Below are 23,534 nucleotides of genomic sequence, written 5' to 3'. Positions count from 1 at the left end.
CCCGCTGAGCCTCTTCTCTGGCTTGAGCTGCTACTTCTTGCTGTTCGGCTAGACGTTGCGCTTCTTCTTCTCGTCGCTGTGCCTCGGCTTCGGCCTGAGCTTGAGCTTCTTGCAGCTCGCGAGCTTGCTCTTCTGCTCGTGCTTGAGCTTGAGCTTCTTCTCTCGCAGCGGCCTCGTCTGCCTGCTGCTGCAATGCTTCTTGCTCACTTGCATCAGGCTCTGGTGCTGGCTCAGCCTCATCGGGGTCGGTTGAACTATTGAGAGCTGCTTGTTGATCCGTTGTTTGCTGTGCTTGGTCAGTGAATGTTTCAGTACTGACGAAGGTCGCTTGCACAATAGAGGACGAGTCTGGCTCTGCCGTAGAACTTGGCAGACTAACCAAACTAAAAAGCACAACTAATAGATGCACCGCAACCGCCAGGACAGTAGGCCAAGTATAGCCAACATCCTGTGGGTCACGGGGTGGTTTGATTGCCATTTGCGCGCTACGTTTAACCATCTTGTGGCGGCTCAGATAACAGACCTACATTAGCGACACCCGAGCGTTGCAGCGTGCTCATCAATACGACTATTTGTCCGTACGCAACGTTGCGATCGCCGCGAACCATGACAGGTGTTTCAGGTCGTCGCTGTAATATCGCTGTTACTCGCTCTGCCATTTGCTCAAGAGAAACAGCCGTTGAGTCTTCGCCAAGCGTGATGAAATAGCCTCCATCCTGATCGACAGAGATAATAATCGGATCGCTATCGTCTTGGCTTTCGATAGGCTCTGATGTGACTTGAGGTAGATCGACTTGCACCCCTTGAGTGAGCATTGGTGCGGTGATCATAAAGATCACCAGCAAGACCAGCATGACGTCAATAAAGGGGACTACGTTGATTTCAGCCATCGGCTTTTTATTGCCGCTGCGATTAAACGGGCCTTGCATAGCGTACTCCCTTAGCTAGCGCTGGACTTACTTTCACGACCTTGCAAATTACGGTGCAAGATAGCGTGAAATTCCTCGGCAAAGTCTTCATATTTGCCCAACAAACGAGCGGCATCATTCGATAGACGGTTATAGAAAATTACCGCGGGAATAGCTGCAAACAGGCCCATAGCCGTTGCAATTAACGCTTCAGCAATCCAAGGCGCAACGGTTGCCAATGTAGCTTGCTGGGTCATAGAAAGGGATTGAAATGAACCCATAATCCCCCAAACCGTTCCGAACAAGCCAATGTAAGGGCTCGCGGATGCTACCGTTGCGAGAAATACAAGATGCTGCGTTAGGCGGTCTTCTTCCCGAGACCAGGCGACTCGCATACTCCGCTGCACACCTTCTAAGATTGTGTCGGGGTTGCGTGTTTTTGGCATTAAACGATTAAATTCGCGAAAGCCCGCCTGGAAAATATGCTCTGCTCCATAGCGTGGGTCGTCAGCAGGAATTTCTCGGTATAACTCGTTTAAATCGACACCCGACCAAAAAGATTCTTCAAATTGGTTGTATTCCTGTTTTGCCCTGCGTAGGGCAATGCTGCGTTGGAAAATAACCACCCATGAGAGGATTGACCCCACCACCAGCAGTAACATCACCAGCTGAACAACCGTGCTGGCACTCATTATCAAGTGGGGGATGGACATGGTGTTATCGTTCACAGTTACCCTCATCAAGCTATTAATGTCGGAATTTCCGAACAGTGGTGGTATATAAAGGCCATGAAGTACGCACGCTACATCGTGCTATCTACTCCATAGGTTTACACATATCACAGATTTATGCGTGTTCTCGGTGTTCGCCTTAAACGAATCAACCCAGCACCTGCAATGTTTTTGGCCATGCTTTTGGCCGCATCTTATGCGCGCATAAGCAGGCTATCTCGACTGTAGCAGCGCATAAGAGTTCCTCATCTCGCTGCACTTGCTGCAAAAAAGTCATCCGGCATCGACCAACATTCTCAATATTTGTACTGACAATAAGTGAGTCATCCAAGCGTGCCGGCTTGCTGTAGTGACAGGCCAAGCGATATACCACTAGCTGGGTGCCATCGTCTAGCAAAGTTTGCTGATTAAGGCCTAGCGTACGTAACCATTCGCTGCGGGCGCGCTCCATAAACTTCAAGTAGTTAACGTAGTAGACAATTCCACCGGCGTCAGTATCTTCCATATAGACGCGCACCGGCATCGTGAACCCATTATTCATGGGCGCCGCTCTCCTTCTGGATCAATAGCATGTTCGTGAGGCGTTTTGTTGAAGTGTAGCCACGCTTGTCGCGTCACTACGCGCCCCCTTGGCGTGCGCATCATTAATCCTTGCTGAATTAAATAAGGTTCAATGACATCTTCAATGGTACCGCGTTCTTCACTAATAGCGGCTGAGATTGAGTCAATCCCAACAGGTCCGCCATCAAATTTATCGATCATTGCCAACAAGAGCCGCCGGTCCATATGATCCAGCCCATGGTGATCGACATTTAGCATGTTGAGTGCCGCATCGGCGAGAGTAACATCAACAATGCCATTGCCCTTTATTTCTGCATAGTCACGTACGCGACGCAGCAGCCTATTGGCAATACGCGGGGTGCCTCTGGAGCGCTTGGCAACCTCCACAGCACCTTCATGGCTCGTTTCAACACCTAGCAAGCGGGCTGAGCGAGTGACAATCTCAGTCAGCTCTTCAAGGTTGTAAAACTCCAAGCGTTGCACAATGCCAAAGCGATCACGTAATGGAGAGGTTAGTAAGCCTGCGCGCGTTGTCGCACCTACCAAGGTAAAGCGAGGCAAATCTAGTTTGATTGAGCGGGCAGCGGGCCCTTCACCGATCATAATATCCAGCTGGAAATCTTCCATTGCCGGATAAAGCACCTCTTCTACCACGGGGGACAGCCGGTGAATTTCATCAATAAACAGCACGTCACCTGGCTCAAGGTTCGTCAGCATGGCGGCTAAATCACCTGCACGCTCAAGCACTGGGCCAGAAGTTGACTTCAGCCCTACCCCCATCTCGGTAGCAATAATATTCGCAAGCGTTGTTTTACCAAGCCCAGGGGGCCCAAATACCAAGGTATGATCTAGGCTTTCCTGACGTAGCTTTGCGGCTCCCATGAAAATTTCAAGCTGCTCGCGTACTCGCGGTTGCCCAATATAATCCTTTAAATGTTTGGGACGAATAGCATGATCAATACGCCCTTCCCCTTGTTCGGGCTCAGCCGCGATTAATCGGTCATGTTCTAACATAAAGTGCGCACTATCAGTCGTTCCATGAAATAACCCACGTTGTTACCCAGTCATGCGTTTTGTCAGCGCGGCTTTAATAATCGTCTCTGTTGACTGCTTGGGATTAATGTCAGCCAGCATTTTTGAGGCTTCAGTAAGCTTATAGCCCAAGCTCACCAAGGCAGCTTCCGCATCTGCTAACGAGTCACGGGGAGCAGGCTCTCCATTCGCCGCTTCTAACGCGAGGGGCGCATCCGCCGCGTTCTCCCATTCAGGGAAACGGTCACGCATTTCAATAATTAACCGCTCGGCAGTTTTTTTACCAACGCCCGGAAGCTTCGTCAGTGCTTTACTATCGTCGTCACGGACGCAGCGCATAAAGGCGGCTTCATCCATTCCGGAAAGGATGGCTAGTGCAAGCTTTGGCCCTACGCCGTTGACTTTGATTAGGGCGCGAAACAGTGCACGCTCTTGTTCACGGCCAAAGCCGTAAAGCAAATGGGCATCATCACGAATTGTAAGATGCGTATACATGGATACGCTCTCTCCTACGGCTGGAAGTGCCACTAGGGTGTTCATAGAGGCTTCAAGCTCGTAACCGACACCATGCACATCAACCACAATCCAAGGGGGGTGCTTTTCTAACAAAAAGCCATTAATACGACCGATCATAGGTATGCTCGCAATAATAAAAAGCAGTCATTTACTATAAAGACACTCTGTACAAATGACCAGTAAGCAACTAAAGCCGCCACCGCCCTGTGCTGCGCCGACGACTGCCCTTAGCGGGTGTGGCAAGTAAGCCATGTCCTGCATACGCATGGGTAAGCGCGATAGCTAGCGCATCCGCGGCGTCCGCCTGTGGCGTTGAAGAGAGCTGCAGAATAGCGGTGACCATATGCTGCACCTGGCTTTTCTCCGCGCCTCCCTGGCCCGTAACGGCTTGTTTGATCTGCCTTGCTGCGTATTCTGCAATGTTCAGACCGTGATTCGCGATGCAGACGAGAGCCGTGCCCCGTGCTTGGCCAAGCTTCAGTGCTGAATCGGGATTTTTAGCCATAAAGACTCGCTCAACGGCGACGGCATCGGGCCGATGCAGCCCCACTACTTCGCTTAAACCTGCATAAATTTGCGCCAAACGCTGCTCTAAAGGGCCATCGGTCGTTCTAATGCAGCCACTGGCGACATAATGAGGCTTAACACCTATTAAATCGATGACCCCATAGCCCGTGATACGCGAACCAGGGTCGATACCCAAAATCCTAATCGCGGGAGCGGGCTGTTTTTCATCCATGGCAGCTGTCCTATTGGTAGCGAGCGGTTCAAACAAAAACACCGACGCCTAAACGTCGGTGCTGAACTACTAGTTGGCGAACTTCTCGTTGCTGAGCTACAAAGCAGAGCTGAGCGATTATTCGCTGGCGGTCTCTGCTTTCGCTTTTTGGCGCAGACGGATGTTCAAGTCTTTCAACTGATCCGCGCTGACTTCACCTGGTGCATCAGTCAGTAAACAGCCGGCGCTTTGGGTTTTCGGGAAGGCAATCACTTCACGAATTGTCTTAGCTCCAGCCATCAGCATCACTAAACGATCTAAACCGAACGCTAGGCCGCCATGGGGAGGCGCGCCGTATTGCAACGCATCCAGCAGGAAGCCAAACTTCTCTTGCGCTTCCTCTTGGCCAATGCCCAAAATTTCAAACACAGTGCTTTGCATGGTTTGATCGTGAATACGAATGGAACCACCACCAAGCTCGGTTCCGTTAAGCACCATGTCGTAGGCACGCGACAAGGCTTTTGCTGGGTCAGCTTTAAGCGCTTCTGGCGAGCAAGAAGGTGCAGTAAACGGGTGATGTAACGGGCTGAGGCGACCGTTGTCGTCCGCTTCAAACATCGGGAAATCGACAACCCATAACGGTGCCCACGCCTGGGTGTAAAGCTCAAGGTCGGCACCTAACTTGACGCGTAATGCACCAATGGCTTCATTGACGATGCGCGTTTTATCCGCACCAAAGAAAATGATATCGCCATCTTCAGCGCCTACGCGATCAAGCAGCTCTTCAACCACATTTTCCATGAACTTAACAATGGGTGATTGAAGACCTTCAAGCCCTTTGGCACGCTCATTGACCTTAATCCACGCAAGCCCTTTGGCACCGTAAATACCAACGAACTTAGTATATTCGTCGATTTCTTTACGAGACAATTTGGCGCCACCTGGCACTTTCAATGCTGCTACGCGGCCGTCTTCCGCACTTGCAGGGCCCGAGAAGACCTTGAAATCAACCTGCTGCATCAGGTCATCAACATCGGTCAATTCTAACGGAATGCGCAGATCAGGCTTATCAGAGCCAAAGCGATCCATTGCTTCCTGCCAGGTCATGCGTGGGAACTCAGGCAGCTCAACGCTCAGCACTTCCTGGAAGAGTTGACGAATCATGGCTTCGGTAATGCCCATGATATCGTCTTCTTCCACAAAAGAGGCTTCGATATCGATTTGCGTGAATTCAGGCTGGCGATCAGCCCGCAGATCTTCATCACGGAAGCATTTAGCAATCTGGTAGTAGCGATCGAAACCGGCCACCATTAACAGCTGCTTAAACAACTGTGGCGACTGCGGTAGTGCAAAGAAGCTGCCTGCATGTGTCCGGCTAGGAACGAGGTAGTCGCGGGCACCTTCAGGTGTTGCGCGAGTCAATACCGGCGTCTCGATATCCAGGAAGCCTTGGTTTTCCAAGTAAGCGCGGACGTTGTGAGAAATACGCGAACGCAAGCGCAGCTTCTCAATCATATCCGGGCGTCGAAGGTCGATATAGCGATGCTTTAAGCGAACTTCCTCGCCTACTTTGTTGTGCTCATCCAACTGAAAAGGTGGTGTGGCAGCTGTGTTGAGCACCTCCACCTCTTTAGCTAATACCTCAATCATGCCCGTTGGCATGTTAGGATTTTGCGTTCCTTCAGGGCGCAGCCGGACACGGCCAATAATACGAAGCACGTACTCACTGCGAGCACGGTCAGCATTAGCAAATGCCTCGGCGGTATCTGGGTCGACAACGAACTGAGCGATGCCATCGCGATCGCGCATATCCAGAAAGATGACCCCACCATGATCACGGCGGCGATGTACCCAACCGCAGACAGTGACCGTTTGTTCCACCAAAGTTTCGTTAAGCTGGCCGCAATAATGGCTGCGCATGTCTAATCCTGTTCTGTTACGTGGCAATGAGATTGTCGTGGGCCGTTGTGACCCTGACAACCGCGGCTAAGCCGCGGCGCCCTTTTTCGTTGATGCGCTACTGGTATCGCTTGTGGCACCAGTGCTAGAAGTAGATTGGCCTTCTGCTGCCAAGTTTTTCTTACTTCCTGTTTTAAAATCGGTTTCATACCAACCGCCGCCAGCAAGGCGGAAACCAGCCGCCGAGACCAAACGCTCAAGACTGGCTCGCTGGCACGCGGGGCAATCCTTCAGCGGATCCGCACTGATTTTCTGCAATTTTTCCATGCGATGACCGCAGGCCTTGCACTCGTACTCATAGATGGGCATGTTGATAACTCCTGAAAAGCTCAACTCCGACAGGCTAAGTTTGTATAAACTAGTGGCAAAACAACGCTTGCCAGGCAAAGAATATGTGGCCTGCTGGGATAAATTCCAAGACTGCGGTTGATAGAGCGACACATTATACCCTTTTGTGCCCCCTGCTGAGCAAGGCCAAGTGCCTTTCGGCAGATAATGGAGAAAAGAAAAATGCCCAATGCGGTAATGCTGGATGCCGAGAGCTTAGGCGCGGATATCGATCTAACAGCAATTCGAGACCTTGTTAGTCATTTAGAGGTGTACCAGCAAAGCACTGCCGAACAGGCAAGTGAGCGCTTGTCGGATGCGGACATAGCGATCGTCAACAAGGTTGTACTGAACGCAGAAACACTATCAGCCTTACCTAAACTCAAGCTTATATGTGTGCTGGCGACAGGGCTTAACAATATTGATCTCGACACAGCTAAAGCCCAAAACATTCTTGTAAAGAACGTCTCCGCCTACGGAACAGCAAGCGTTTCTCAGCATACATTACTGCTTATGCTGGCATTAGCAAACCGTTTGCCTCGCTATCAAGCTGACATCGCACAAGGCGAATGGCAGCGCAGCGATTTCTTTTGCTTACAAGCTCACTCGACGCTGCAGCTTTCCAATAAGCATCTGGTGATGGTGGGGCAAGGTGAGCTTGGCTCAGAAGTGGCACGTTTAGCTGAAGCATTTGGAATGAAGGTTACATTTGCTGCTCGCCCTGGCAATGAATCAAACGATAAACGGCCCTCTCTCGACGATTTATTACCGACGGCAGATATTATTAGCTTGCATTGCCCGCTTAACGAAACAACCAAGCACCTTATTAATCGCACACGCTTGGCAAACGCAAAGTCATCACTGCTATTAGTCAACTGTGCCCGGGGCGGCATCATCGATGAAGAAGCGGCACTTGAGGCGCTTCGTGCTGGCAAGATTGGAGGGTTAGCAGTTGATGTGCTGCCCACTGAGCCGCCGAAAGACGGACACCCTTTATTAACAGCATTAGCAGAAGGCGAGGCACTTAATTTGATAGTGACCCCTCACAATGCCTGGATCACGCCTGAGGCTCGCCAGAACATTGTGGCGCTCACTGCTGATAATATTAAGCAATGGCAAACTGAGGCGAACGTATTAAGCACTGATTAATAGGTCGCAAAATGATCGGGAGCGCGGTGGCCATCCAGCACTTCAATAGTGACATGGGTTACCTGCGCTCCTTCGGGCCCCTGCCATAACCATTCAGTTAGCGTAGATACGGCAGTGGAATTGCCACATAGCAACACCTCTACCCGCCCATCAGGTAAGTTTTTGGCGTAGCCCGTTAGCCCTCGCTGAAGCGCTTGTTCCTGTGTTGAACGCCGAAACCATACTCCCTGCACTTTTCCTGTTACATAGGCACGTACACAACAAGTAGGCATAAACTGTCCTCTCAGTGTTTATACAATAGCGTTTATAGACTTCAGCCTGATAAATCGACAGGCTGAAATCTGTTGATATTCGCTCTTTCTACCCACCTTTTTTAAACCAATTCTTGTCTTACACTAACTCTCGCTTCACCAGCACTGCACTATTACGTGGCACCAATGGCCGCCCACGCCGAAGTAGCAAGGAGCGAGTAAAAGCGGCGCCAAATAGTAGGATTAATGAACTGTAATATACCCATAACAAAATCATCACAACAGACCCCGCTGCACCATAGGTCGACGCTGTGGCGGTATATGCTAAATAAATAGCAATAACGCTGCGCCCAATTGTAAACAACACAGCAGTTACTATCGCGCCAATCAGCACATCTTGCCAACGGAGAACAACATCCGGCAACACTTTGAAAATAGTAGCGAATAACAATGCCACCATCGCCAGTGAGATTAATGACTCAAGCGATGTCGTTAATAAACTGGCATAGGGTAATAAATTACCGGCTCCGTGGAGCATCCCTCGCAAGACAACCCCCAGCACTAACGATACGAGTAGAATGAAGCCAATAGACAACACGACGGTTAAGGAAAGCAAACGATTTTTTATAAAGATAAGAGCACTGTTGGAGGTGGGTTTTGCAGTGACGCCCCAAATGGTATTGAGCGAAAATTGCATTTGCGCAAACACGGTTGTGGCACCCACTAACAAGGCTACAAAGCCAAGCACTGTTGGTAAGATACCTGACTCTTCGATACGTGACTGAGCAACAGCCTGCTCAATCGCAAGTGCTGCATCAGCGCCTAACGTGTCCTGAAGCTGAGCAACTATTTGACCTTGAGCGGCATCTTCACCCAGCACCACGCCAATCACTGTTACCGCGATAATCACGGTAGGCGCCAAGGAGAAGAGTGTGTAGAACGCTAATGATCCGGCATAGCTGAAGGCATTTCGTTCAAGCCATAACGCCGTCGCATCTTGAACCACGTTCCACCAAAAAGTGATCGTTTTTTTCAGCATATTCATTCCCTTAACAAAAGAGTGTCCCTATCAAGCACTAGCGCAAGATACATCTAACAATCATACCGAACTAAAACGTTGAGCGCAGGCGGAGGCGCATTGCGCACCTTAACTGCCCACTTCATAATGGCTCTCTTTTCTCTGCTACTTTCTCACCCACGACCAAGGAAGCGTTATGAATTCGGATGCTGTTAACTCTACTACGGCTTACGACTTTGATTGCTTGGTGTTTATTGGTCGTTTTCAGCCTCCCCACCTTGGCCACCTTGCCATTATCCGAGAGGCGTTAAAACAGGCACGCCAAGTCATTGTATTAGTGGGCTCTGCTTGGCAGGCACGCTCTTTACGCAACCCGTGGACGTTCGATGAGCGACAGGCAATGATTCGTTCTGGGTTTGATGATCAAGACAATCAACGCCTGGAAATCACGCCACTACTTGATGCGCTTTATAACGATGATGTGTGGGTACGTGATGTGCAACGCAAAGTGCGTGATTTGACGTCCCCTGCCAACGCTCGCTTACCCCGTATTGGTTTGATTGGCGCGAGCAGAGGACAATCAAGCTACTATTTATCGCTTTTCCCCCAATGGGAGTCCATCAGTGTGCCACTCGTTGAAGGTATTTCAGCGAGTCAAATACGTGAGCGGTTGTTTCGCTCACCGGGTTCTACCGATGACTATTTGAGCACAGGCGCCTACCACGACTTACCACCAGAAGTCGTCAAAAGCGTTGACAAGTTTTGCAAAGGTACTGCCTACCACGGCCTACTGGAAGAGCAGCAGCTACTCGATCAATACAAACAAGCTTGGGCACAAGCCCCCTATCCGCCCATTTTTGTGACTGTTAATGCAGTTGTCGTCCAATCAGGCCATATTTTGTTGGTAAAGCGAATGGCTGCACCGGGTAAAGGACTTCTGGCATTACCCGGAGGCTTCATCAACCCTCATGAGCGCTTACTAGATGCTTGCTTAAGGGAGCTCCGTGAACGTTTAAGGCTTAAAGTGCCCGAACCCGTTTTAAAGGGCTCGCTACGTGGACAGCGCTTGTTTGATGAACCTCATCGCAGTTGGCGTGGACGAACGTTAGCAGAAGCCTTCTATTTTGCTCTTAGACCTGAGCAGCAGTTGCCCCGTTTAAAGCCAGTCAAGGGCGGCGATCATGCTCGCTGGGTCGCCCTTGCTGACCTAGAACCTGAAAGCTTGTTTGAAGATCACTTCTTTATTATTCAAAATTTTCTTGGATTACCGGCAGATTTAGGCACATTTTAAAATCTAAGGCTTTTTTCTAGTCGCTCTGCAGGCTAAGCCTGCAGAAAATCGCGTGGCAATTTCATCATTTGACGCCAGAGACGCTCAACGCCGGGTTTATGGACTAATGAACAACGGTAAAGTCTAATTTCTAGAGGGATATCCCAATTTTCATCGCCAGCTCTTACTAATTTGCCGGTTTTGAGCTCTTCACGAATGCAAAAATCAGGAATCCAAGCAACCCCCACTCCTTGAAGCACCATGCCTTTTAATCCTTCCGCCATGGCCGTTTCATAAACCGTGCGCAGCTTCAGTCGTAATGGGTCGTTTTTAAGCAGCATGCGTACACTTCGCCCCAGAAAAGCACCCTGCGTATAGGCTAAATAGGGAATTGAGCTGTCATTTTGAATCGAGAAAAGCGGCTTGCCGTCTTCATCTGGGAGTGAAACCGGCAACATTTTTACTTGGCCGATCGAGAAAGAAGGAAAGACTTCTGCGTCCAGCTGCATAGTGGCAAAGGGGTCATAATATGCCAGCATCAGATCACAGTTACCTTCGCGCAGAACATGGATAGCCTCCCCAACGTTCATGGCGACCAATCGTGTAGGCAGTTCACCCAAGCCTTTTTGTAAACGAGAAATCCAAGGTGGGAAAAAGCTTAATGCCAGCGAGTGTGCCGCGACGATATCAAGCGCTTCATTCGCAATAGAAACTCCCCGGAGATGGCTTAATGACTCGTTCAATTGCTCCACTAGGTTGCGTGCGGTGATCAAAAACAATTGGCCCTCTGAGGTCAGGCCAATCGGTGTTGTCGAACGATCTACTAAGATGACCCCTACCGCTTGCTCTAGCGCACGAATACGGCGACTGAATGCAGGCTGAGTAACATGGCGCTGCCTTGCAGATGCCGAAAAACTTCGTGTATTGGCTAATGCAACGAAATCCTCGAGCCATTTTGTTTCTAAATTCACCCAAAACTCCTTTTGCCTAATCGTTGTTAGCGGCGTGCAGGGTTATTATTGATTACTGAATAGGTGCAGTTAAATATGCCGCACGAGAAACTACTTTCTTCCACATTGGGCGCTGGCTAATTTCGTCAATTGTAACGCGTCGGCACTGAGCAAAATCTTGCTCTAACATGGCATGTACTTTACTAGCAAATGCGGCACTGGGTATGAAAGCCGTTATTTCAAAGTTGAGCCTAAAAGATCGATTATCCAGGTTTATTGTGCCGACAGTTGCTGCGTTGCTGTCAATAAGCATGACCTTTTGGTGTAAAAAACCAGGAAGATAACGGTATATTTTTACACCTGCTCTTAACATATCAGGCAGAAATGAAAATGCAGATAGAAACACCAATAAATGATCGGGGCGCTCGGGAATCATAACCCGTACATCTACGCCCCGCATTGCTGCTAACCTAAGCGCATCCTGTACTCCTTGATCTGGCACGAAGTACGGGCTGGTTACCCAGAGCCTTTCATTAGCACTATGAATTAACTGTTGGATTAAAAGGCTAGCCGTGTCCTGTTTATCGGCCGGGCCGGAGGGCACGATAACCACATGATGATCATCTTGCGGATGACTCTCGGCATGCCAGTTTAAGGTAATGACTTCCCCTGTTGCCCAGTGCCAATCTTCCCAAAAAGCTTCCTGTAAACCCAGCACACACGGGCCACCAAGCGCTAAATGGGTATCACGCCAGGGGCCATGCCGTGGATTTTGCCCAAGGTATTCTACACCAACATTAAAACCACCTACCCAGCCCTGCTTACCATCTACGACGGCTATTTTACGATGGTTGCGAAAATTAAGCTGAAAGCGATGTTTGAAGCCACGAGAAGAACGAAATGCTTTTACTTCGATGCCTTCTTTGATCATCTCATTTAAAAAGCCATCGTTTAGTTTCCGGCTACCCACTTCATCGTATAGAAAATAAACACGCACACCCCGCTGTGCAGCTTTAATCAAATGATGCTGCAATCGCTTGCCTAAAGTATCGTTACGTACAATGAAAAACTGCAGCAGAAGATAGTCTTTTGCCTGATCAATACCCTCAAAAAGGCTTGTGAAAGTGGCTTCACCATCGATCAACAAGTCGGCACTATTACCTTTAGTCAACGGCATCATTGCCAGCTGCTCCACTGCCTGAATATCAGTGCTAGTCGGCGATGAAAGGTGCGGCTTAATGTTATGGCGATAACGTACCAACACTCGACGTAATACGTTATCTCGTTCCCCTCTTGCTGTTACATAGCCATAGAAACGCGGGCGTCCGAAAAACCAATACGCAGGCAGCGCAACATATGGAAACGTTAATAGTGAAATAATCCAAGCAATAGCCCCCTGGGATGTTCTGCTCGACATAAGCGCCATAACTGCTGACACGATACCCAATAGGTGTATCAACATAATGCTGGTCCCTAGCAACCATGAGGTCATTGCCTGTTCCTCGCTATCAAGTGAGCTGTTGATCAGATTATTGCACTGCTAATGCACAAAAGCCCCGCGAGAGACGGGGCTTATTGTCACTGACTGCCATCAGTATGCTACGCCTTTTGAGCGATGATCTCCTTCCATTTGGCCGGTCCTGTCTGGTGGACAGATGTTCCTAGGCTATCGACAGCGACCGTGACCGGCATATCTTCAACTTCAAATTCGTAGATGGCTTCCATTCCTAGATCTTCAAAACCAACAACCCGTGACTTCTTAATTGCCTGGGCAACAAGGTAGGCAGAGCCGCCAACAGCCATCAAATAAACCGCCTGGTTATCGCGAATAGCATCAATGGCGACCTGACCACGTTCCGCTTTACCAACCATGCCAAGCAAGCCGGTCTCTTCAAGCATGGTGCGGGTGAATTTGTCCATTCGAGTCGCGGTGGTCGGACCCGCGGGGCCAACGACTTCGTCACCTACCGGATCAACAGGACCCACGTAGTAAATAAAGCGGCCTTTCATATCAACTGGTAATGGCTCGCCTTTGGCAATCATGTCCACCATGCGCTTATGCGCCGCGTCACGGCCGGTTAATAGCTTACCGTTTAACAGCAGCGTATCACCCGGCTGCCACGTTTTGACTTCTTCGGGAGTGACGCTATCCAGGTTAACGCGCTTGACGTTATCGCCTGCTTCGCGGGTGATTTCTGGCCAGTCTTCAAGCTTAGGAGCAGGAAGCGCCACGGGGCCACTGCCATCAAGCGTGAAATGCGCGTGACGCGTGGCTGCACAGTTGGGAATGATTGCCACAGGCTTATTGGCCGCATGGGTTGGATAGTCTTTAACTTTAATATCCAGCACCGTGGTTAACCCACCTAAGCCTTGAGCACCAATACCGCTCTTATTCACTTTATCGAACAGTTCCAGACGCAACTCTTCAGCGCGGTTGCTAGGCCCACGGGCCTGCAGCTCTTGAATATCGATAGGGTCGAGTAGCGCTTCTTTGGCAATCATCATCGCCTTTTCAGCGGTACCACCGATACCAATTCCCAACATACCCGGTGGACACCAGCCTGCACCCATTTTAGGTAACTGCTCCATCACCCAGTCCACAACACTATCGGATGGGTTTAGCATCGCAAACTTAGATTTAGCTTCGCTACCACCGCCCTTCGCGGCGACGTGGATATCGACCTTATCGCCAGGCACAAGCGAATGGTGAATAATCGCGGGGGTATTGTCTTTGGTATTGGCTCGCTTACCGTCGGGATCAGCAAGAACAGAAGCACGCAGCACGTTATCAGGCAACTGATACGCGCGGCGCACACCTTCGTTAATCATGTCATCGAGGCTTAGCTCGGCGTCCCAGGTGACGTTCATACCCACGTGAACGAACACCGTCACAATGCCCGTATCCTGGCAAATTGGACGATGTCCCGTAGCACACATTCTTGAGTTAATTAAGATTTGTGCAATCGCGTCTTTCGCCGCGGGGTTCTCTTCACGCTCGTAAGCGGCTGACATTGCATCAATGAAATCTTTAGGATGGTAGTAAGAGATGTACTGTAGAGCATCGGCAACGCTCTGAATGACGTCGTCCTGGCGAATCACGGTCATGGACAAACAGCTCCTCGGTTATCGTCTTGGCTGCGGCCTTTTTAATGGCCGTCTAGATGTACCGGTAGTATACCGTATTGGTCTTATATGCGGCAGCCACAACCACGGCTAACCTACATCTGATAACTAGGGCATTGGTCTGATTTTCATCAGCGCATACAAGATAACGGTATAAATTATGGAGATTGGCACGTTGGGCATAAATATAAACGGCGAGAGCCAACCATTATGCGTTCGATTACTGAGCCGCAGCGGTGGCAGGAAAGGCCAGCCCGTTCAAACACACTAAAGCGCCATTGTCGGCGTGGCTCACCGGAGGCAATGGCTTGTTTAATCCATGCCTCACGATTAGTAACACCCGCCTCCAAATACGCCTGACGCGTCGTTTCCACAACCATAGTGGCGAGCAGGTCTAACTGATTTTCAGTTAAGTCACATGGGCGCTTCTTAGGGTGAACGTTAGATAAAAAAAGAATTTCAGAGCGCAAGTAATTTCCTAACCCAGCGACAAACCCTTGATCAAGTAACAATGCACCCAGGCTTCTGCGCATAAACGCTGGATCAGTCAGGCGTTGTTTCACATCATCAGGTGATACGTTTTGACTTAATAAATCAGGCCCCAAGCGAGACAAGAAAGGGTGATGGCTCAACTCACTCTCATGCCAGAGCGAAATATCAGACGCGCTATAAAGACTAGCCACCCTGCCCTCAGCAACCAGCCGAACTCGTAATGACCTTTTCGTGCTTGGCGGCCTATTCTCGCTATGTAGCTTCCATACGCCATAAAGCTGATTGTGGGAATACAGCACACGATGGTCTGCAAAACGGACGAGCATGGCCTTGCCCCACGTATCAACTGCCTGAACCCGTTGACCAATCAATGAATCCGCTTGCACGGCGAGTTCGGGAAATGCAAACCACGCATCATCAAGATGTTTGCCACCTATCTGCTGCTCAATTCTGTCTGCTGCACGGCGGATTTCAGGGCCTTCAGGCATCGATTACCCCAGCGCCAGCTGTTTTTCTTGCATTTTATGAAGCTGATCACGAAGCCTCGCCGCCTCTTCAAACTCCAGGTTCTGCGCGGCTTCAAACATGGCGTCCTCTAGCTTGCTAATAGCCGCCAGCAGATCGTGTTTGCTCATCGTGGTCACATCATACTCAGCAGCACTCTCTGCCACTTTGCGCTCATTGCCACGGCGACGGCTGCTCTTCTTGCCTGGTGCCTGGGCGGCTTCAAGAATATCCGCCACGGAGCGCGTCACGGTGGTTGGCGTGATGCCATGCTCTTCGTTGTGAGCGGTCTGCTTGGCGCGGCGACGTCCGGTTTCATCGATGGCTTTGCGCATTGAGTCGGTGATTTTGTCACCATACAAAATAGCTTTACCATGGGCGTTACGGGCTGCACGGCCAATGGTTTGAATCAGTGAGCGCTCAGCACGTAAAAAGCCCTCTTTATCCGCATCCAAGATGGCAACAAGCGACACTTCAGGAATATCTAAGCCTTCTCGAAGTAAGTTGATACCCACTAAAACATCGAACTTACCAAGACGCAGGTCGCGAATAATTTCTACCCGCTCAACGGTATCAATATCCGAATGTAAATAGCGCACGCGGATACCGTGCTCATCAAAGTATTCGGTCAAATCTTCCGCCATGCGTTTAGTCAACGTCGTCACCAGAACACGCTCACCAACGGCGGTACGTAAGCCAATTTCTGAGAGCAGGTCATCAACCTGAGTACTGGCGGGGCGAACTTCTATTTCTGGGTCTAACAACCCCGTTGGGCGCACCACCTGTTCGACAATTTGACTGGCATGTTCTGCTTCATACTTGCCTGGCGTTGCCGACACAAAGATGGTCTGTGGCGAAATAGATTCCCACTCTTCAAATTTCATTGGGCGGTTATCTAGCGCTGAGGGTAGCCGAAAGCCATACTCAACCAGGGTCTCTTTTCTAGAACGGTCGCCCTTATACATACCGCCAACCTGGGGTACGCTCACATGAGACTCATCAATAAACAGTAACGCGTCATCCGGCAGATAGTCGAAGAACGTCGGGGGTGGCTCGCCAGGTGCGCGGCCTGAAAGGTAGCGCGAGTAGTTCTCAATGCCGTTGCAGTAGCCAAGCTCTAGCATCATTTCAATATCGTAAAGGGTTCGTTGTTCTAAGCGCTGCGCTTCAACTAAACGCTCGTGCTTACGCATCCACTCAAGACGCTCCTTAAGCTCTGCCTTGATCGCATCAATAGCACCTAAAATAGTTTCTCGCGGAGTAACATAGTGAGATTTAGGATAGATGGTCATGCGAGGCACATGGGTACGCACCTCGCCAGTTAATGGATCAAATAGGCGAATAGAATCAACTTCGTTGTCAAACAACTCCACCCGCACCGCTTCTTCGTCAGAGTCTGCGGGGAAAATATCGATCACATCGCCCCGCACCCGGTAGGTGCCTCGACGAAAATCCATATCGTTGCGGGTATATTGCAACTCGGCCAAGCGGCGTAAAAAAGCACGCTGATCAATTAGCTCACCACGGGTGAAGTGCAATCGCATCTTAAGATACTGATCCGGATCACCGAGACCATAGATTGCCGATACCGAGACAACGATAAGCGCATCGCGGCGCTCGAGCAGCGCTTTCGTAGCAGATAAGCGCATTTGCTCGATATGGTCATTTATCGAGGCATCTTTCTCAATAAAGGTATCTGAAGAAGGGACATAGGCTTCCGGCTGATAATAATCGTAGTAAGAGACAAAATATTCGACAGCGTTATCCGGAAAAAACGATTTGAACTCACCATATAGCTGGGCAGCGAGCGTCTTATTGGGCGCCATTACAATCGTTGGGCGCTGCTGCTGCTGCACAACATTTGCCATCGTGAACGTTTTACCCGAGCCAGTCACCCCTAACAAGGTCTGATGGGCAAGCCCCGACTCAAGCCCACTAATCAGACTGCGTATCGCGGCGGGCTGATCACCAGCAGGCTTAAATTTGGACTGCAGCCGGAATTCCTTGCTCATCATTACTCCTTAAAAAGGAAGTGTACTACTCGGTAAACGTGGAAATTTCTACCGTCGCCTGGGTCATCAACCGCTGTATCGGGCAGCGATGGCTAATGTCTTCTAGCTTTGCCCGCTGTTCAGGATCATCAATACCGTGGAAAGCCATCGTCACGGCTAACTTATAGACACCTTTTCTTTCCTCACTATCATCGCGCTGCACTTTAACGGTGATGCCTTCCAGCGGCCACTCTTTGCGCCTGGCATACATTTGCACGGTAATCGCTTTGCAGGTACCTAGGGCAATATCAAAGTAATCATGCGGGTCTGGTGCACTACCGTCTCCTCCGACTACCGGCGGTACGTCACCATAGAGGTCTTCCAAACCATCGACTTCAATACGCTGACGAAATGTATGGTTACGCTCACTAATAATCGTGATTGGCTTATGCATCAGGAAACCTTTATACCGAGGTTTAACTTCTCGACCGCTTTTATAAGCGCTTCACGCTTAGCTCGCCCTTCTACTTCTGCTCCGTGGCGCCCTACCTCAGCACTATCGACGCCATCCAGCATCATCAGCGCCGTGGTAATCTTATTCACCTGATCGACTGTTGTGACACCTTGGAACGTTAATGATTGATATGCCATTCCTTGCCCTTTTCTACGCTGAATTGAAGTGAGTACGCTATTGAAAACTATGCAAAACTGATACAGCCCAAGAAGTCTAGCACGCGCCAGAGCCCTTGCAATCTACCCGCAGTGCCCGCACCTTTGATACAAATGCGATTACGTTACGTTTACCCTATCTTCCCTTATGGAGTCTATATGGCGACTGTCTCTTCGTTACTCAAGATAAATGGCTGCGTCCGTTTGCCTCACCTCGCCGCCTTAGATGTCAAAGGTGCAGATGCTGAGAAATTCCTGCAAGGGCAAACAAGCGCACAAGTTAGTTTAGCCAATGGTTTTTTTGCGCCTCTTACCTGCTTTTGCACACCAAAGGGAAGAATGCTGGCCAATGCTCAATTACTAAAAATCAGCAACGACCATTATAGGCTACTGTTGAGCACCTCATTGATCGATATGCTCGCCAGTCATTTAGCCAAATTTGCCGCTTTTTATCGCGTCGAATTGCAGGCTCAGTCATCGATGCTTATCGTAGGCGCCAGCGAAAGTGCCAACGAGGTTGCTCAAGCGTTTGGTTTAGCGCTTCCTGATCAACCTTATACCCATCACAGCAATGCCCAAGCAACAGCCCTATGCCAGCCAGGTGGCGGGCGTTGGTTAATCAGTATAGAAAATTCTGCTGAACAGAACGCCATTGCAATAAATGATGATGAAGATGCGCTTAACACGTGGCAATTAGCAGATATCCGCAGTGGTTTGGCGTGGTTAACAGCCCCACAGCAAGATCACTTCCTCCCACAAATGCTGAACTGGGAAGCACTTGGGGGAATTAGCTTTAAGAAAGGTTGCTATACAGGACAAGAAGTCGTCGCACGGGCGCATTTCCGAGGCCAAGTGAAAAAACGCTTAGTGCGCGTTACCGCCAGTGTTAACAGCTTACCCCAGATCGGTGACACGTTAGTGGATGAGCAGGATAAAACCGTAGGTGAAATCGTTAGCAGTGCATTTAGCGACAAGCAGCAAATTGAGATGCTCGCCGTTGCGAATACTAAAGCGATTGAAGCGCTCTCCCCCCTTTATTGGCAAGGGCATCCGGTCACGCTCTGCGACCTGCCCTATACCGTTGAGCGCCTGGATCCTGAACAGCTGGCCAGCAGCCTAACCGCCTAGTAGGAATTGAAATATGGCAGCTGAAATAAGCGAATAGCATTTGCACTGCTCAGTGCCGCTATTGTTTCAAATGGCTGATGCCGGAGTGCTGCCACCACGTCAGCTACCTTTGCCACCCTGCATGGCTCATTACGTTGCCCCTGATAGCCGCTAAGCGGCATATCGGGGCTGTCAGTTTCTAACACAAAGCCATCGTCAGGTAAGCGTGACACCACGCTACGAAGTCGTTGCGCGCGCTCGTAGGTAATCGCCCCTCCCAATCCCAGGGTATAGCCTAGATCGAGAAACTTAGCGGCCTGCTCATAAGAACCTGAGAACGCATGGATAAGCCCACCGCGGGGAAGCGCCAGCTGGCGTAGGCGTTTGCCTACCTGATCATTGGCTTTTACGCAGTGCACCACAACAGGTAAAGCGAACTGCTTTGCTAGACCGAGCTGCGCATCGAAATAGGCCCACTGTTTATCTAATGACTCCGTAAAGCGGCCATCGATACCACACTCACCTATTGCCACAACGCGTTTTTCGGTTTCGACTTTCTGCTCAGCTAAAAGCTGCTCCAAGGCGACTAAATCGTGGTTAACGTGTTGATCAATGAAGTAAGGGTGAAGACCAACACAGCTACTTACCTCCTTACACGCGCCAAGCGTCAACACATTTGGCCATAGGGAGCGCGTCGTTGATGGCACAACAAAGTGTTCGACGCCCACCGCCTTGGCATTTTCGATGACCGCATCGCGATCATCGTCAAATGCCTCGAAATCCAGGTGGCAGTGGGCATCAATCAACATAGCAAGGCAGTCAACATACGATCAGTGCTCGCGAGTGGGCTGGAAACGAATATCCGGCCAGCGCTCTTGGGTCATCTGCAGGTTGACCCGCGTTGGTGCGATATACGCCAGGTAGCCGCCACCATCGATAGCAAGGTTTGAGCTCGCTTTACGCTTAAACTCTTCCAGCATCTTGGCGTCTTCGCAATAGACCCAGCGTGCGGTTTGTACATTGACCCCTTCATATAGACAGTCAACTTTGTACTCTTCCTTTAAGCGGTGGGCAACAACGTCAAACTGCAGCGTACCGACAGCACCAAGAATCAGGTCGTTGTTATCCATCGGCATAAAGACCTGCGTAGCGCCCTCTTCTGAGAGCTGCTGGAGCCCTTTTTGTAGCGCTTTCATTTTTAACGGGTCTTTTAAACGAACACGCTTGAACAACTCTGGCGCAAAGTGAGGAATGCCGGTAAAGCGCATATCTTCACCAACTGTGAAGGTATCACCAATCTGAATCGTACCGTGGTTGTGTAAGCCGATAATATCGCCTGGCCAGGCTTCCTCTACCTGAGAACGGTCTGACGCCATAAACGTTAGGGCGTCGGCAATTTTCACATCCTTGCCTATCCGCACGTGGCGCATCTTCATATTCTTTTCGTACTTACCGGAACAGACACGCAAAAAAGCAATACGGTCACGATGGTTCGGATCCATATTCGCCTGAATTTTAAACACAAACCCCGTAAAGCGATCATCTTGAGCGGTTACTTCACGGATATCTGTCTCGCGTGGCTGGGGCGGAGGCGCGTACTCAACAAACCCATCCATCATCTCTCGTACGCCGAAGTTACCCATTGCGGTACCAAAGTACACGGGCGACAGCTCACCACGGCGATAGGCATCAAGATCAAACTCATGGGAAGCACCGCGCACCAACTCGACTTCCATGCGCAACTCTTCGGCCTGCTCTTCGCCAAGTACAGCGTCAACTTCCGGGTTATCTAAACCGTCAATTCGCTTGTCATCTGGAATACGGCTGCCTTGCCCCTGGGTATACAGATGAATGACATCGTTATAGAGGTGATACACGCCCTTAAAGTGCCGTCCCATGCCAATCGGCCATGTCATCGGCGCACACTGGATATTCAGTACAGTCTCTACCTCGTCCATGACTTCGATGGGGTCGCGGATATCGCGGTCCATCTTGTTGATGAACGTTAAAATAGGCGTGGTGCGCAAACGGCAGACTTCCATCAGCTTGATGGTACGATCCTCAACACCTTTCGCACCATCAATCACCATTAACGCGGAATCCACCGCGGTTAATGTACGGTAAGTATCTTCAGAAAAGTCTTCGTGCCCCGGCGTATCCAGCAAGTTCACGATACGCCCACCATAAGGGAACTGCATCACCGACGTCGTGACCGAGATCCCGCGCTCTTGCTCCATCTTCATCCAGTCTGATGTGGCATGGCGATCATTACGCTTGCTCTTAACAGAGCCCGCTAACTGAATAGCATTCCCAAATAACAGCATTTTTTCGGTGATGGTGGTTTTACCAGCGTCGGGGTGCGAAATGATAGCGAACGTCCTTCTAAGTTCCGCCTCACGAGCTAACTGTGTATCTTTCATCTTACCTCTACAGAGATTTGTACTCAGCTATGCACTTAACCTAAAGGTCACCGACGCTGAGATGTTCAGAATGGGGCAGATTGTAACGTTATGAGGGGTTTGGTGCTATGTTCATTGAGTCAGCGCAGTGGTATGCCTAGCAAGTGTTTCTCAATTGCTTCAATCATAGATTTGGTGAGCGGCAAATGGGCTTTTTCTTTCGCCCATACTTCATGGAAACCAGCTACGGTTTGCTTGGCCGTATCCAACACCAACTTTTCTGGCAACATGGCTTTGGCCGCTAAATGCGATAGTTCATCCAGATTGAACTCACTGAACTTTTTGCTGCGGCTAACCTTTAACGCGGCACTATCATCAGCAATGTAGGGAATGGTCGAGACAAAGTCATATGCCGGTGCAATTGATGCAGAGCGCTTGTCTTTGTAAATCACAGACCAATTTTTCAAATGCATATCTGCATTGCCAATTAACGTATTGAATACCAACCTGCGAGTAAATTCAGCAATGTCTTCCTCTTGACCTTCTATGCCGATAACCTGCGCGATATTACGCATACTAGCCTTTTTGTATTTATCTTGAGGATACACGCCAAAGACTTGCGCAAAATCTTCAATATGTACTGCTTGCCCATCAGCACGGTCAAAACGCTTGATCACAAAGGCCTGAGCATTTTTAAACGAGCCGCCATACTTTTCGATTCCTTCCGGAATGTTGGCAATCTGGTTAATGGGTAGCAGCTGAATTTCCGGCACATCCATTCCTAACATTCGTGCCAATTCCATCATCGAATATTCATTTTCCGGTACGCCTTCAAAGCGAGGTGATGGCAATTTCACAATCCATGAGCCACCTCTACCCGTAGCTGGGATCGTTAAACCGCTATTAGCATGTTGTACTGCTGAAAATTTCAACTGCACACCCGCTAATGAGAAGCGCATCGCTGCTTCACATTTGGTTCCATCTTCTATTTCTTGATGCACATTAGGCGGCAGCGTTTCACCATCGGCAGTTTCAACAGTGATCGCTCCCGCTAAGTCCTGCCCTAACACCCACAATAGAAAAAACTCCCGCGCTGGGTTCACGCCAGCACGCTCTGCCAGGTAGTTACGCATCGTTTCTTCTGGCAGTAGATTGGAGAAAAAAGGCGTTAATTTGGTTTGGGTAGGTTTGAAGTTAGTGAGCAAACCACCAAGTGAATCTTTAAAGCCAAGCCCTAACACAGGCCGAGATGCATCACTCGCGTAAGCATCCGTAAAGGCAAATAGCGTTCTGTCATTGCCGACGTTGGTGATCGTTGCGATAGGCTCGCCGTAGAGCAAAACGTTTAGAGTGGACACATTGTTAATCATCGCTGTCACCATCTAAATGGTATGCAGGTGACACCTCTTCACCCTCATCCTGATTACCTTTGCTACTTCGAATGATCGACTTTATCGCTGGCACAGATTTTTTAGGCGCGACAAATAGCTCTAGGTCGAGTACACGCGCAAGTGCAATCAAGCTGGAAACCCTTAGGTCAACGCCTCCAGACTCGATTTTCGAGATATGGCTTTGAGGCACACCCGATCGAGCGCTCAGCTCTCTCTGGCTTAACCCCTTACGTGCACGAGCCTCTCGAAGGCTCTCCAGTATTTGCTCTGTTGCGTAACTCATGCTTGATCTTCTTTAATACATCATTAACCATAAAATATATGTAAAAACATATCAAAAACGCGAAATAACACAAAATTGATCTACTATAACGCATCAAAACAATGCTATTGATATATTATAGCAGATAAACAACGGCACATCGCGTTTGCCGACCAGGAATGCTTTTTAGCTCAATCTCAAGAAGA

24 protein-coding genes and 1 pseudogene are annotated in these 23,534 nt (G+C 49.7%); 3 read left to right on the top strand and 22 right to left on the bottom strand.

The features are described 5' to 3' along the window. From INT19_RS08040 to INT19_RS08000, 9 genes and pseudogenes are all read right to left on the bottom strand, one after another. Window positions 1-499, bottom strand: a pseudogene (locus INT19_RS08040) (cell envelope integrity protein TolA); the annotation flags it as partial. Then, on the bottom strand, window positions 492-929 hold the full coding sequence (gene tolR, locus INT19_RS08035) for a protein TolR (protein WP_089038393.1): 438 nt from the start codon (window positions 927-929) through the stop codon (window positions 492-494). The gene tolR and the pseudogene INT19_RS08040, both read right to left, overlap by 8 nt. 11 nt (window positions 930-940) lie before the next feature. Beyond that, complete coding sequence (tolQ, locus tag INT19_RS08030; protein ID WP_038484320.1) at window positions 941-1,636, bottom strand: protein TolQ; 696 nt, start codon at window positions 1,634-1,636, stop codon at window positions 941-943. Window positions 1,637-1,787: 151 nt separating this feature from the next. Then, complete coding sequence (gene ybgC / locus INT19_RS08025; protein ID WP_089038394.1) at window positions 1,788-2,180, bottom strand: tol-pal system-associated acyl-CoA thioesterase; 393 nt, start codon at window positions 2,178-2,180, stop codon at window positions 1,788-1,790. Next, window positions 2,177-3,214, bottom strand: a complete 1,038-nt coding sequence (ruvB, locus tag INT19_RS08020) for a Holliday junction branch migration DNA helicase RuvB (RefSeq protein WP_095602952.1) — start codon at window positions 3,212-3,214, stop codon at window positions 2,177-2,179. Before ruvB ends, ybgC begins: the two co-directional genes overlap by 4 nt. 42 nt (window positions 3,215-3,256) lie before the next feature. Then, a complete protein-coding gene (gene ruvA / locus INT19_RS08015) occupies window positions 3,257-3,865 on the bottom strand; it encodes a Holliday junction branch migration protein RuvA (RefSeq protein ID WP_193060387.1) in 609 nt (202 codons plus the stop codon). Between the two features lie 70 nt (window positions 3,866-3,935). Continuing rightward, window positions 3,936-4,487, bottom strand: coding sequence for a crossover junction endodeoxyribonuclease RuvC (gene ruvC / locus INT19_RS08010; RefSeq protein WP_193060386.1), 552 nt, complete (start codon window positions 4,485-4,487; stop codon window positions 3,936-3,938). A 117-nt stretch (window positions 4,488-4,604) separates the two neighbouring features. Beyond that, window positions 4,605-6,386: an aspartate--tRNA ligase gene (gene aspS, locus INT19_RS08005; RefSeq protein ID WP_193060385.1), complete on the bottom strand. Its 1,782-nt coding sequence runs from the start codon at window positions 6,384-6,386 to the stop codon at window positions 4,605-4,607. Between the two features lie 66 nt (window positions 6,387-6,452). After that, window positions 6,453-6,734, bottom strand: a complete 282-nt coding sequence (locus INT19_RS08000) for an FmdB family zinc ribbon protein (RefSeq protein ID WP_038484338.1) — start codon at window positions 6,732-6,734, stop codon at window positions 6,453-6,455. A gap of 201 nt (window positions 6,735-6,935) precedes the next feature. On the opposite strand from INT19_RS08000, the gene INT19_RS07995 reads away from it, so the two are divergent. Continuing rightward, window positions 6,936-7,901, top strand: coding sequence for a D-2-hydroxyacid dehydrogenase (locus tag INT19_RS07995; RefSeq protein ID WP_193060384.1), 966 nt, complete (start codon window positions 6,936-6,938; stop codon window positions 7,899-7,901). On the opposite strand, the gene INT19_RS07990 is transcribed toward INT19_RS07995, so the two are convergent. Next, window positions 7,898-8,173, bottom strand: a complete 276-nt coding sequence (locus INT19_RS07990; RefSeq protein WP_089038400.1) for an acylphosphatase — start codon at window positions 8,171-8,173, stop codon at window positions 7,898-7,900. The genes INT19_RS07995 and INT19_RS07990 overlap by 4 nt on opposite strands. 118 nt (window positions 8,174-8,291) lie before the next feature. Next, window positions 8,292-9,191 (bottom strand): YihY/virulence factor BrkB family protein, encoded by a 900-nt coding sequence (locus tag INT19_RS07985; RefSeq protein ID WP_089038401.1) that lies wholly within the window; start codon window positions 9,189-9,191, stop codon window positions 8,292-8,294. Window positions 9,192-9,366: 175 nt separating this feature from the next. On the opposite strand from INT19_RS07985, the gene INT19_RS07980 reads away from it, so the two are divergent. Then, entirely contained in the window at window positions 9,367-10,461 is a 1,095-nt protein-coding gene (locus INT19_RS07980) for a bifunctional nicotinamide-nucleotide adenylyltransferase/Nudix hydroxylase (protein WP_193060383.1), read from the top strand. A gap of 32 nt (window positions 10,462-10,493) precedes the next feature. Here INT19_RS07980 and INT19_RS07975 read toward each other — a convergent pair whose 3' ends face one another. From INT19_RS07975 to INT19_RS07945, 7 genes are all read right to left on the bottom strand, one after another. Next, a complete protein-coding gene (locus INT19_RS07975) occupies window positions 10,494-11,411 on the bottom strand; it encodes a LysR substrate-binding domain-containing protein (RefSeq protein ID WP_089038403.1) in 918 nt (305 codons plus the stop codon). 52 nt (window positions 11,412-11,463) lie between these two features. Then, on the bottom strand, window positions 11,464-12,882 hold the full coding sequence (gene cls / locus INT19_RS07970) for a cardiolipin synthase (RefSeq protein WP_193060382.1): 1,419 nt from the start codon (window positions 12,880-12,882) through the stop codon (window positions 11,464-11,466). Window positions 12,883-12,989: 107 nt separating this feature from the next. Beyond that, window positions 12,990-14,495, bottom strand: a complete 1,506-nt coding sequence (locus tag INT19_RS07965) for a fumarate hydratase (protein ID WP_193060381.1) — start codon at window positions 14,493-14,495, stop codon at window positions 12,990-12,992. Between the two features lie 176 nt (window positions 14,496-14,671). Continuing rightward, complete coding sequence (gene nei / locus INT19_RS07960; protein ID WP_193060380.1) at window positions 14,672-15,493, bottom strand: endonuclease VIII; 822 nt, start codon at window positions 15,491-15,493, stop codon at window positions 14,672-14,674. Window positions 15,494-15,496: 3 nt separating this feature from the next. Continuing rightward, window positions 15,497-17,521 (bottom strand): excinuclease ABC subunit UvrB, encoded by a 2,025-nt coding sequence (uvrB, locus tag INT19_RS07955; RefSeq protein ID WP_193060379.1) that lies wholly within the window; start codon window positions 17,519-17,521, stop codon window positions 15,497-15,499. A gap of 25 nt (window positions 17,522-17,546) precedes the next feature. Further along, a complete protein-coding gene (locus INT19_RS07950; RefSeq protein ID WP_193060378.1) occupies window positions 17,547-17,954 on the bottom strand; it encodes an OsmC family protein in 408 nt (135 codons plus the stop codon). Further along, window positions 17,954-18,151, bottom strand: a complete 198-nt coding sequence (locus INT19_RS07945; protein ID WP_038484371.1) for a hypothetical protein — start codon at window positions 18,149-18,151, stop codon at window positions 17,954-17,956. The genes INT19_RS07950 and INT19_RS07945 overlap by 1 nt, the downstream gene beginning before the upstream one ends. A gap of 177 nt (window positions 18,152-18,328) precedes the next feature. Here INT19_RS07945 and ygfZ point away from each other — a divergent pair, with 177 nt between their 5' ends. Then, on the top strand, window positions 18,329-19,297 hold the full coding sequence (gene ygfZ / locus INT19_RS07940) for a CAF17-like 4Fe-4S cluster assembly/insertion protein YgfZ (protein WP_193060377.1): 969 nt from the start codon (window positions 18,329-18,331) through the stop codon (window positions 19,295-19,297). Here the strand turns inward: ygfZ and INT19_RS07935 are convergent. The 4 genes from INT19_RS07935 to INT19_RS07920 form a co-directional block, all read right to left on the bottom strand. Then, window positions 19,294-20,085 carry a TatD family hydrolase gene (locus tag INT19_RS07935; protein WP_193060376.1) on the bottom strand — a complete coding sequence of 264 codons (792 nt, stop codon included), beginning with the start codon at window positions 20,083-20,085 and terminating at the stop codon, window positions 19,294-19,296. The genes ygfZ and INT19_RS07935 overlap by 4 nt on opposite strands. A 21-nt stretch (window positions 20,086-20,106) precedes the next feature. Further along, window positions 20,107-21,696 (bottom strand): peptide chain release factor 3, encoded by a 1,590-nt coding sequence (locus INT19_RS07930; protein ID WP_193060375.1) that lies wholly within the window; start codon window positions 21,694-21,696, stop codon window positions 20,107-20,109. Window positions 21,697-21,815: 119 nt separating this feature from the next. Continuing rightward, window positions 21,816-23,045 carry a type II toxin-antitoxin system HipA family toxin gene (locus INT19_RS07925; protein WP_193060374.1) on the bottom strand — a complete coding sequence of 410 codons (1,230 nt, stop codon included), beginning with the start codon at window positions 23,043-23,045 and terminating at the stop codon, window positions 21,816-21,818. Beyond that, complete coding sequence (locus tag INT19_RS07920; protein WP_193060373.1) at window positions 23,038-23,349, bottom strand: helix-turn-helix domain-containing protein; 312 nt, start codon at window positions 23,347-23,349, stop codon at window positions 23,038-23,040. Before INT19_RS07920 ends, INT19_RS07925 begins: the two co-directional genes overlap by 8 nt. Window positions 23,350-23,534: the final 185 nt, after the last annotated feature.

The sequence above is a fragment of the Halomonas sp. 3A7M genome (genome assembly GCF_014897875.1).
GTDB lineage: Bacteria > Pseudomonadota > Gammaproteobacteria > Pseudomonadales > Halomonadaceae > Vreelandella.
Note: the sequence above shows the minus strand (reverse complement) of the source record. Positions and strands in the feature narration are given on the sequence as shown.

Bases quoted from the DNA above. Each gene is read 5' to 3' on its own strand.
- tolR (WP_089038393.1), bottom strand. From the start codon at position 929: ATGCAAGGCCCGTTTAATCGCAGCGGCAATAAAAAGCCGATGGCTGAA.
- ybgC (WP_089038394.1), bottom strand. From the start codon at position 2,180: ATGAATAATGGGTTCACGATGCCGGTGCGCGTCTATATGGAAGATACT.
- ruvB (WP_095602952.1), bottom strand. From the start codon at position 3,214: ATGTTAGAACATGACCGATTAATCGCGGCTGAGCCCGAACAAGGGGAA.
- ruvA (WP_193060387.1), bottom strand. From the start codon at position 3,865: ATGATCGGTCGTATTAATGGCTTTTTGTTAGAAAAGCACCCCCCTTGG.
- ruvC (WP_193060386.1), bottom strand. From the start codon at position 4,487: ATGGATGAAAAACAGCCCGCTCCCGCGATTAGGATTTTGGGTATCGAC.
- aspS (WP_193060385.1), bottom strand. From the start codon at position 6,386: ATGCGCAGCCATTATTGCGGCCAGCTTAACGAAACTTTGGTGGAACAA.
- INT19_RS08000 (WP_038484338.1), bottom strand. From the start codon at position 6,734: ATGCCCATCTATGAGTACGAGTGCAAGGCCTGCGGTCATCGCATGGAA.
- INT19_RS07995 (WP_193060384.1), top strand. From the start codon at position 6,936: ATGCCCAATGCGGTAATGCTGGATGCCGAGAGCTTAGGCGCGGATATC.
- INT19_RS07990 (WP_089038400.1), bottom strand. From the start codon at position 8,173: ATGCCTACTTGTTGTGTACGTGCCTATGTAACAGGAAAAGTGCAGGGA.
- INT19_RS07985 (WP_089038401.1), bottom strand. From the start codon at position 9,191: ATGCTGAAAAAAACGATCACTTTTTGGTGGAACGTGGTTCAAGATGCG.
- INT19_RS07980 (WP_193060383.1), top strand. From the start codon at position 9,367: ATGAATTCGGATGCTGTTAACTCTACTACGGCTTACGACTTTGATTGC.
- cls (WP_193060382.1), bottom strand. From the start codon at position 12,882: ATGACCTCATGGTTGCTAGGGACCAGCATTATGTTGATACACCTATTG.
- INT19_RS07965 (WP_193060381.1), bottom strand. From the start codon at position 14,495: ATGACCGTGATTCGCCAGGACGACGTCATTCAGAGCGTTGCCGATGCT.
- nei (WP_193060380.1), bottom strand. From the start codon at position 15,493: ATGCCTGAAGGCCCTGAAATCCGCCGTGCAGCAGACAGAATTGAGCAG.
- uvrB (WP_193060379.1), bottom strand. From the start codon at position 17,521: ATGAGCAAGGAATTCCGGCTGCAGTCCAAATTTAAGCCTGCTGGTGAT.
- INT19_RS07950 (WP_193060378.1), bottom strand. From the start codon at position 17,954: ATGCATAAGCCAATCACGATTATTAGTGAGCGTAACCATACATTTCGT.
- INT19_RS07945 (WP_038484371.1), bottom strand. From the start codon at position 18,151: ATGGCATATCAATCATTAACGTTCCAAGGTGTCACAACAGTCGATCAG.
- ygfZ (WP_193060377.1), top strand. From the start codon at position 18,329: ATGGCGACTGTCTCTTCGTTACTCAAGATAAATGGCTGCGTCCGTTTG.
- INT19_RS07935 (WP_193060376.1), bottom strand. From the start codon at position 20,085: ATGTTGATTGATGCCCACTGCCACCTGGATTTCGAGGCATTTGACGAT.
- INT19_RS07930 (WP_193060375.1), bottom strand. From the start codon at position 21,696: ATGAAAGATACACAGTTAGCTCGTGAGGCGGAACTTAGAAGGACGTTC.
- INT19_RS07925 (WP_193060374.1), bottom strand. From the start codon at position 23,045: ATGATTAACAATGTGTCCACTCTAAACGTTTTGCTCTACGGCGAGCCT.
- INT19_RS07920 (WP_193060373.1), bottom strand. From the start codon at position 23,349: ATGAGTTACGCAACAGAGCAAATACTGGAGAGCCTTCGAGAGGCTCGT.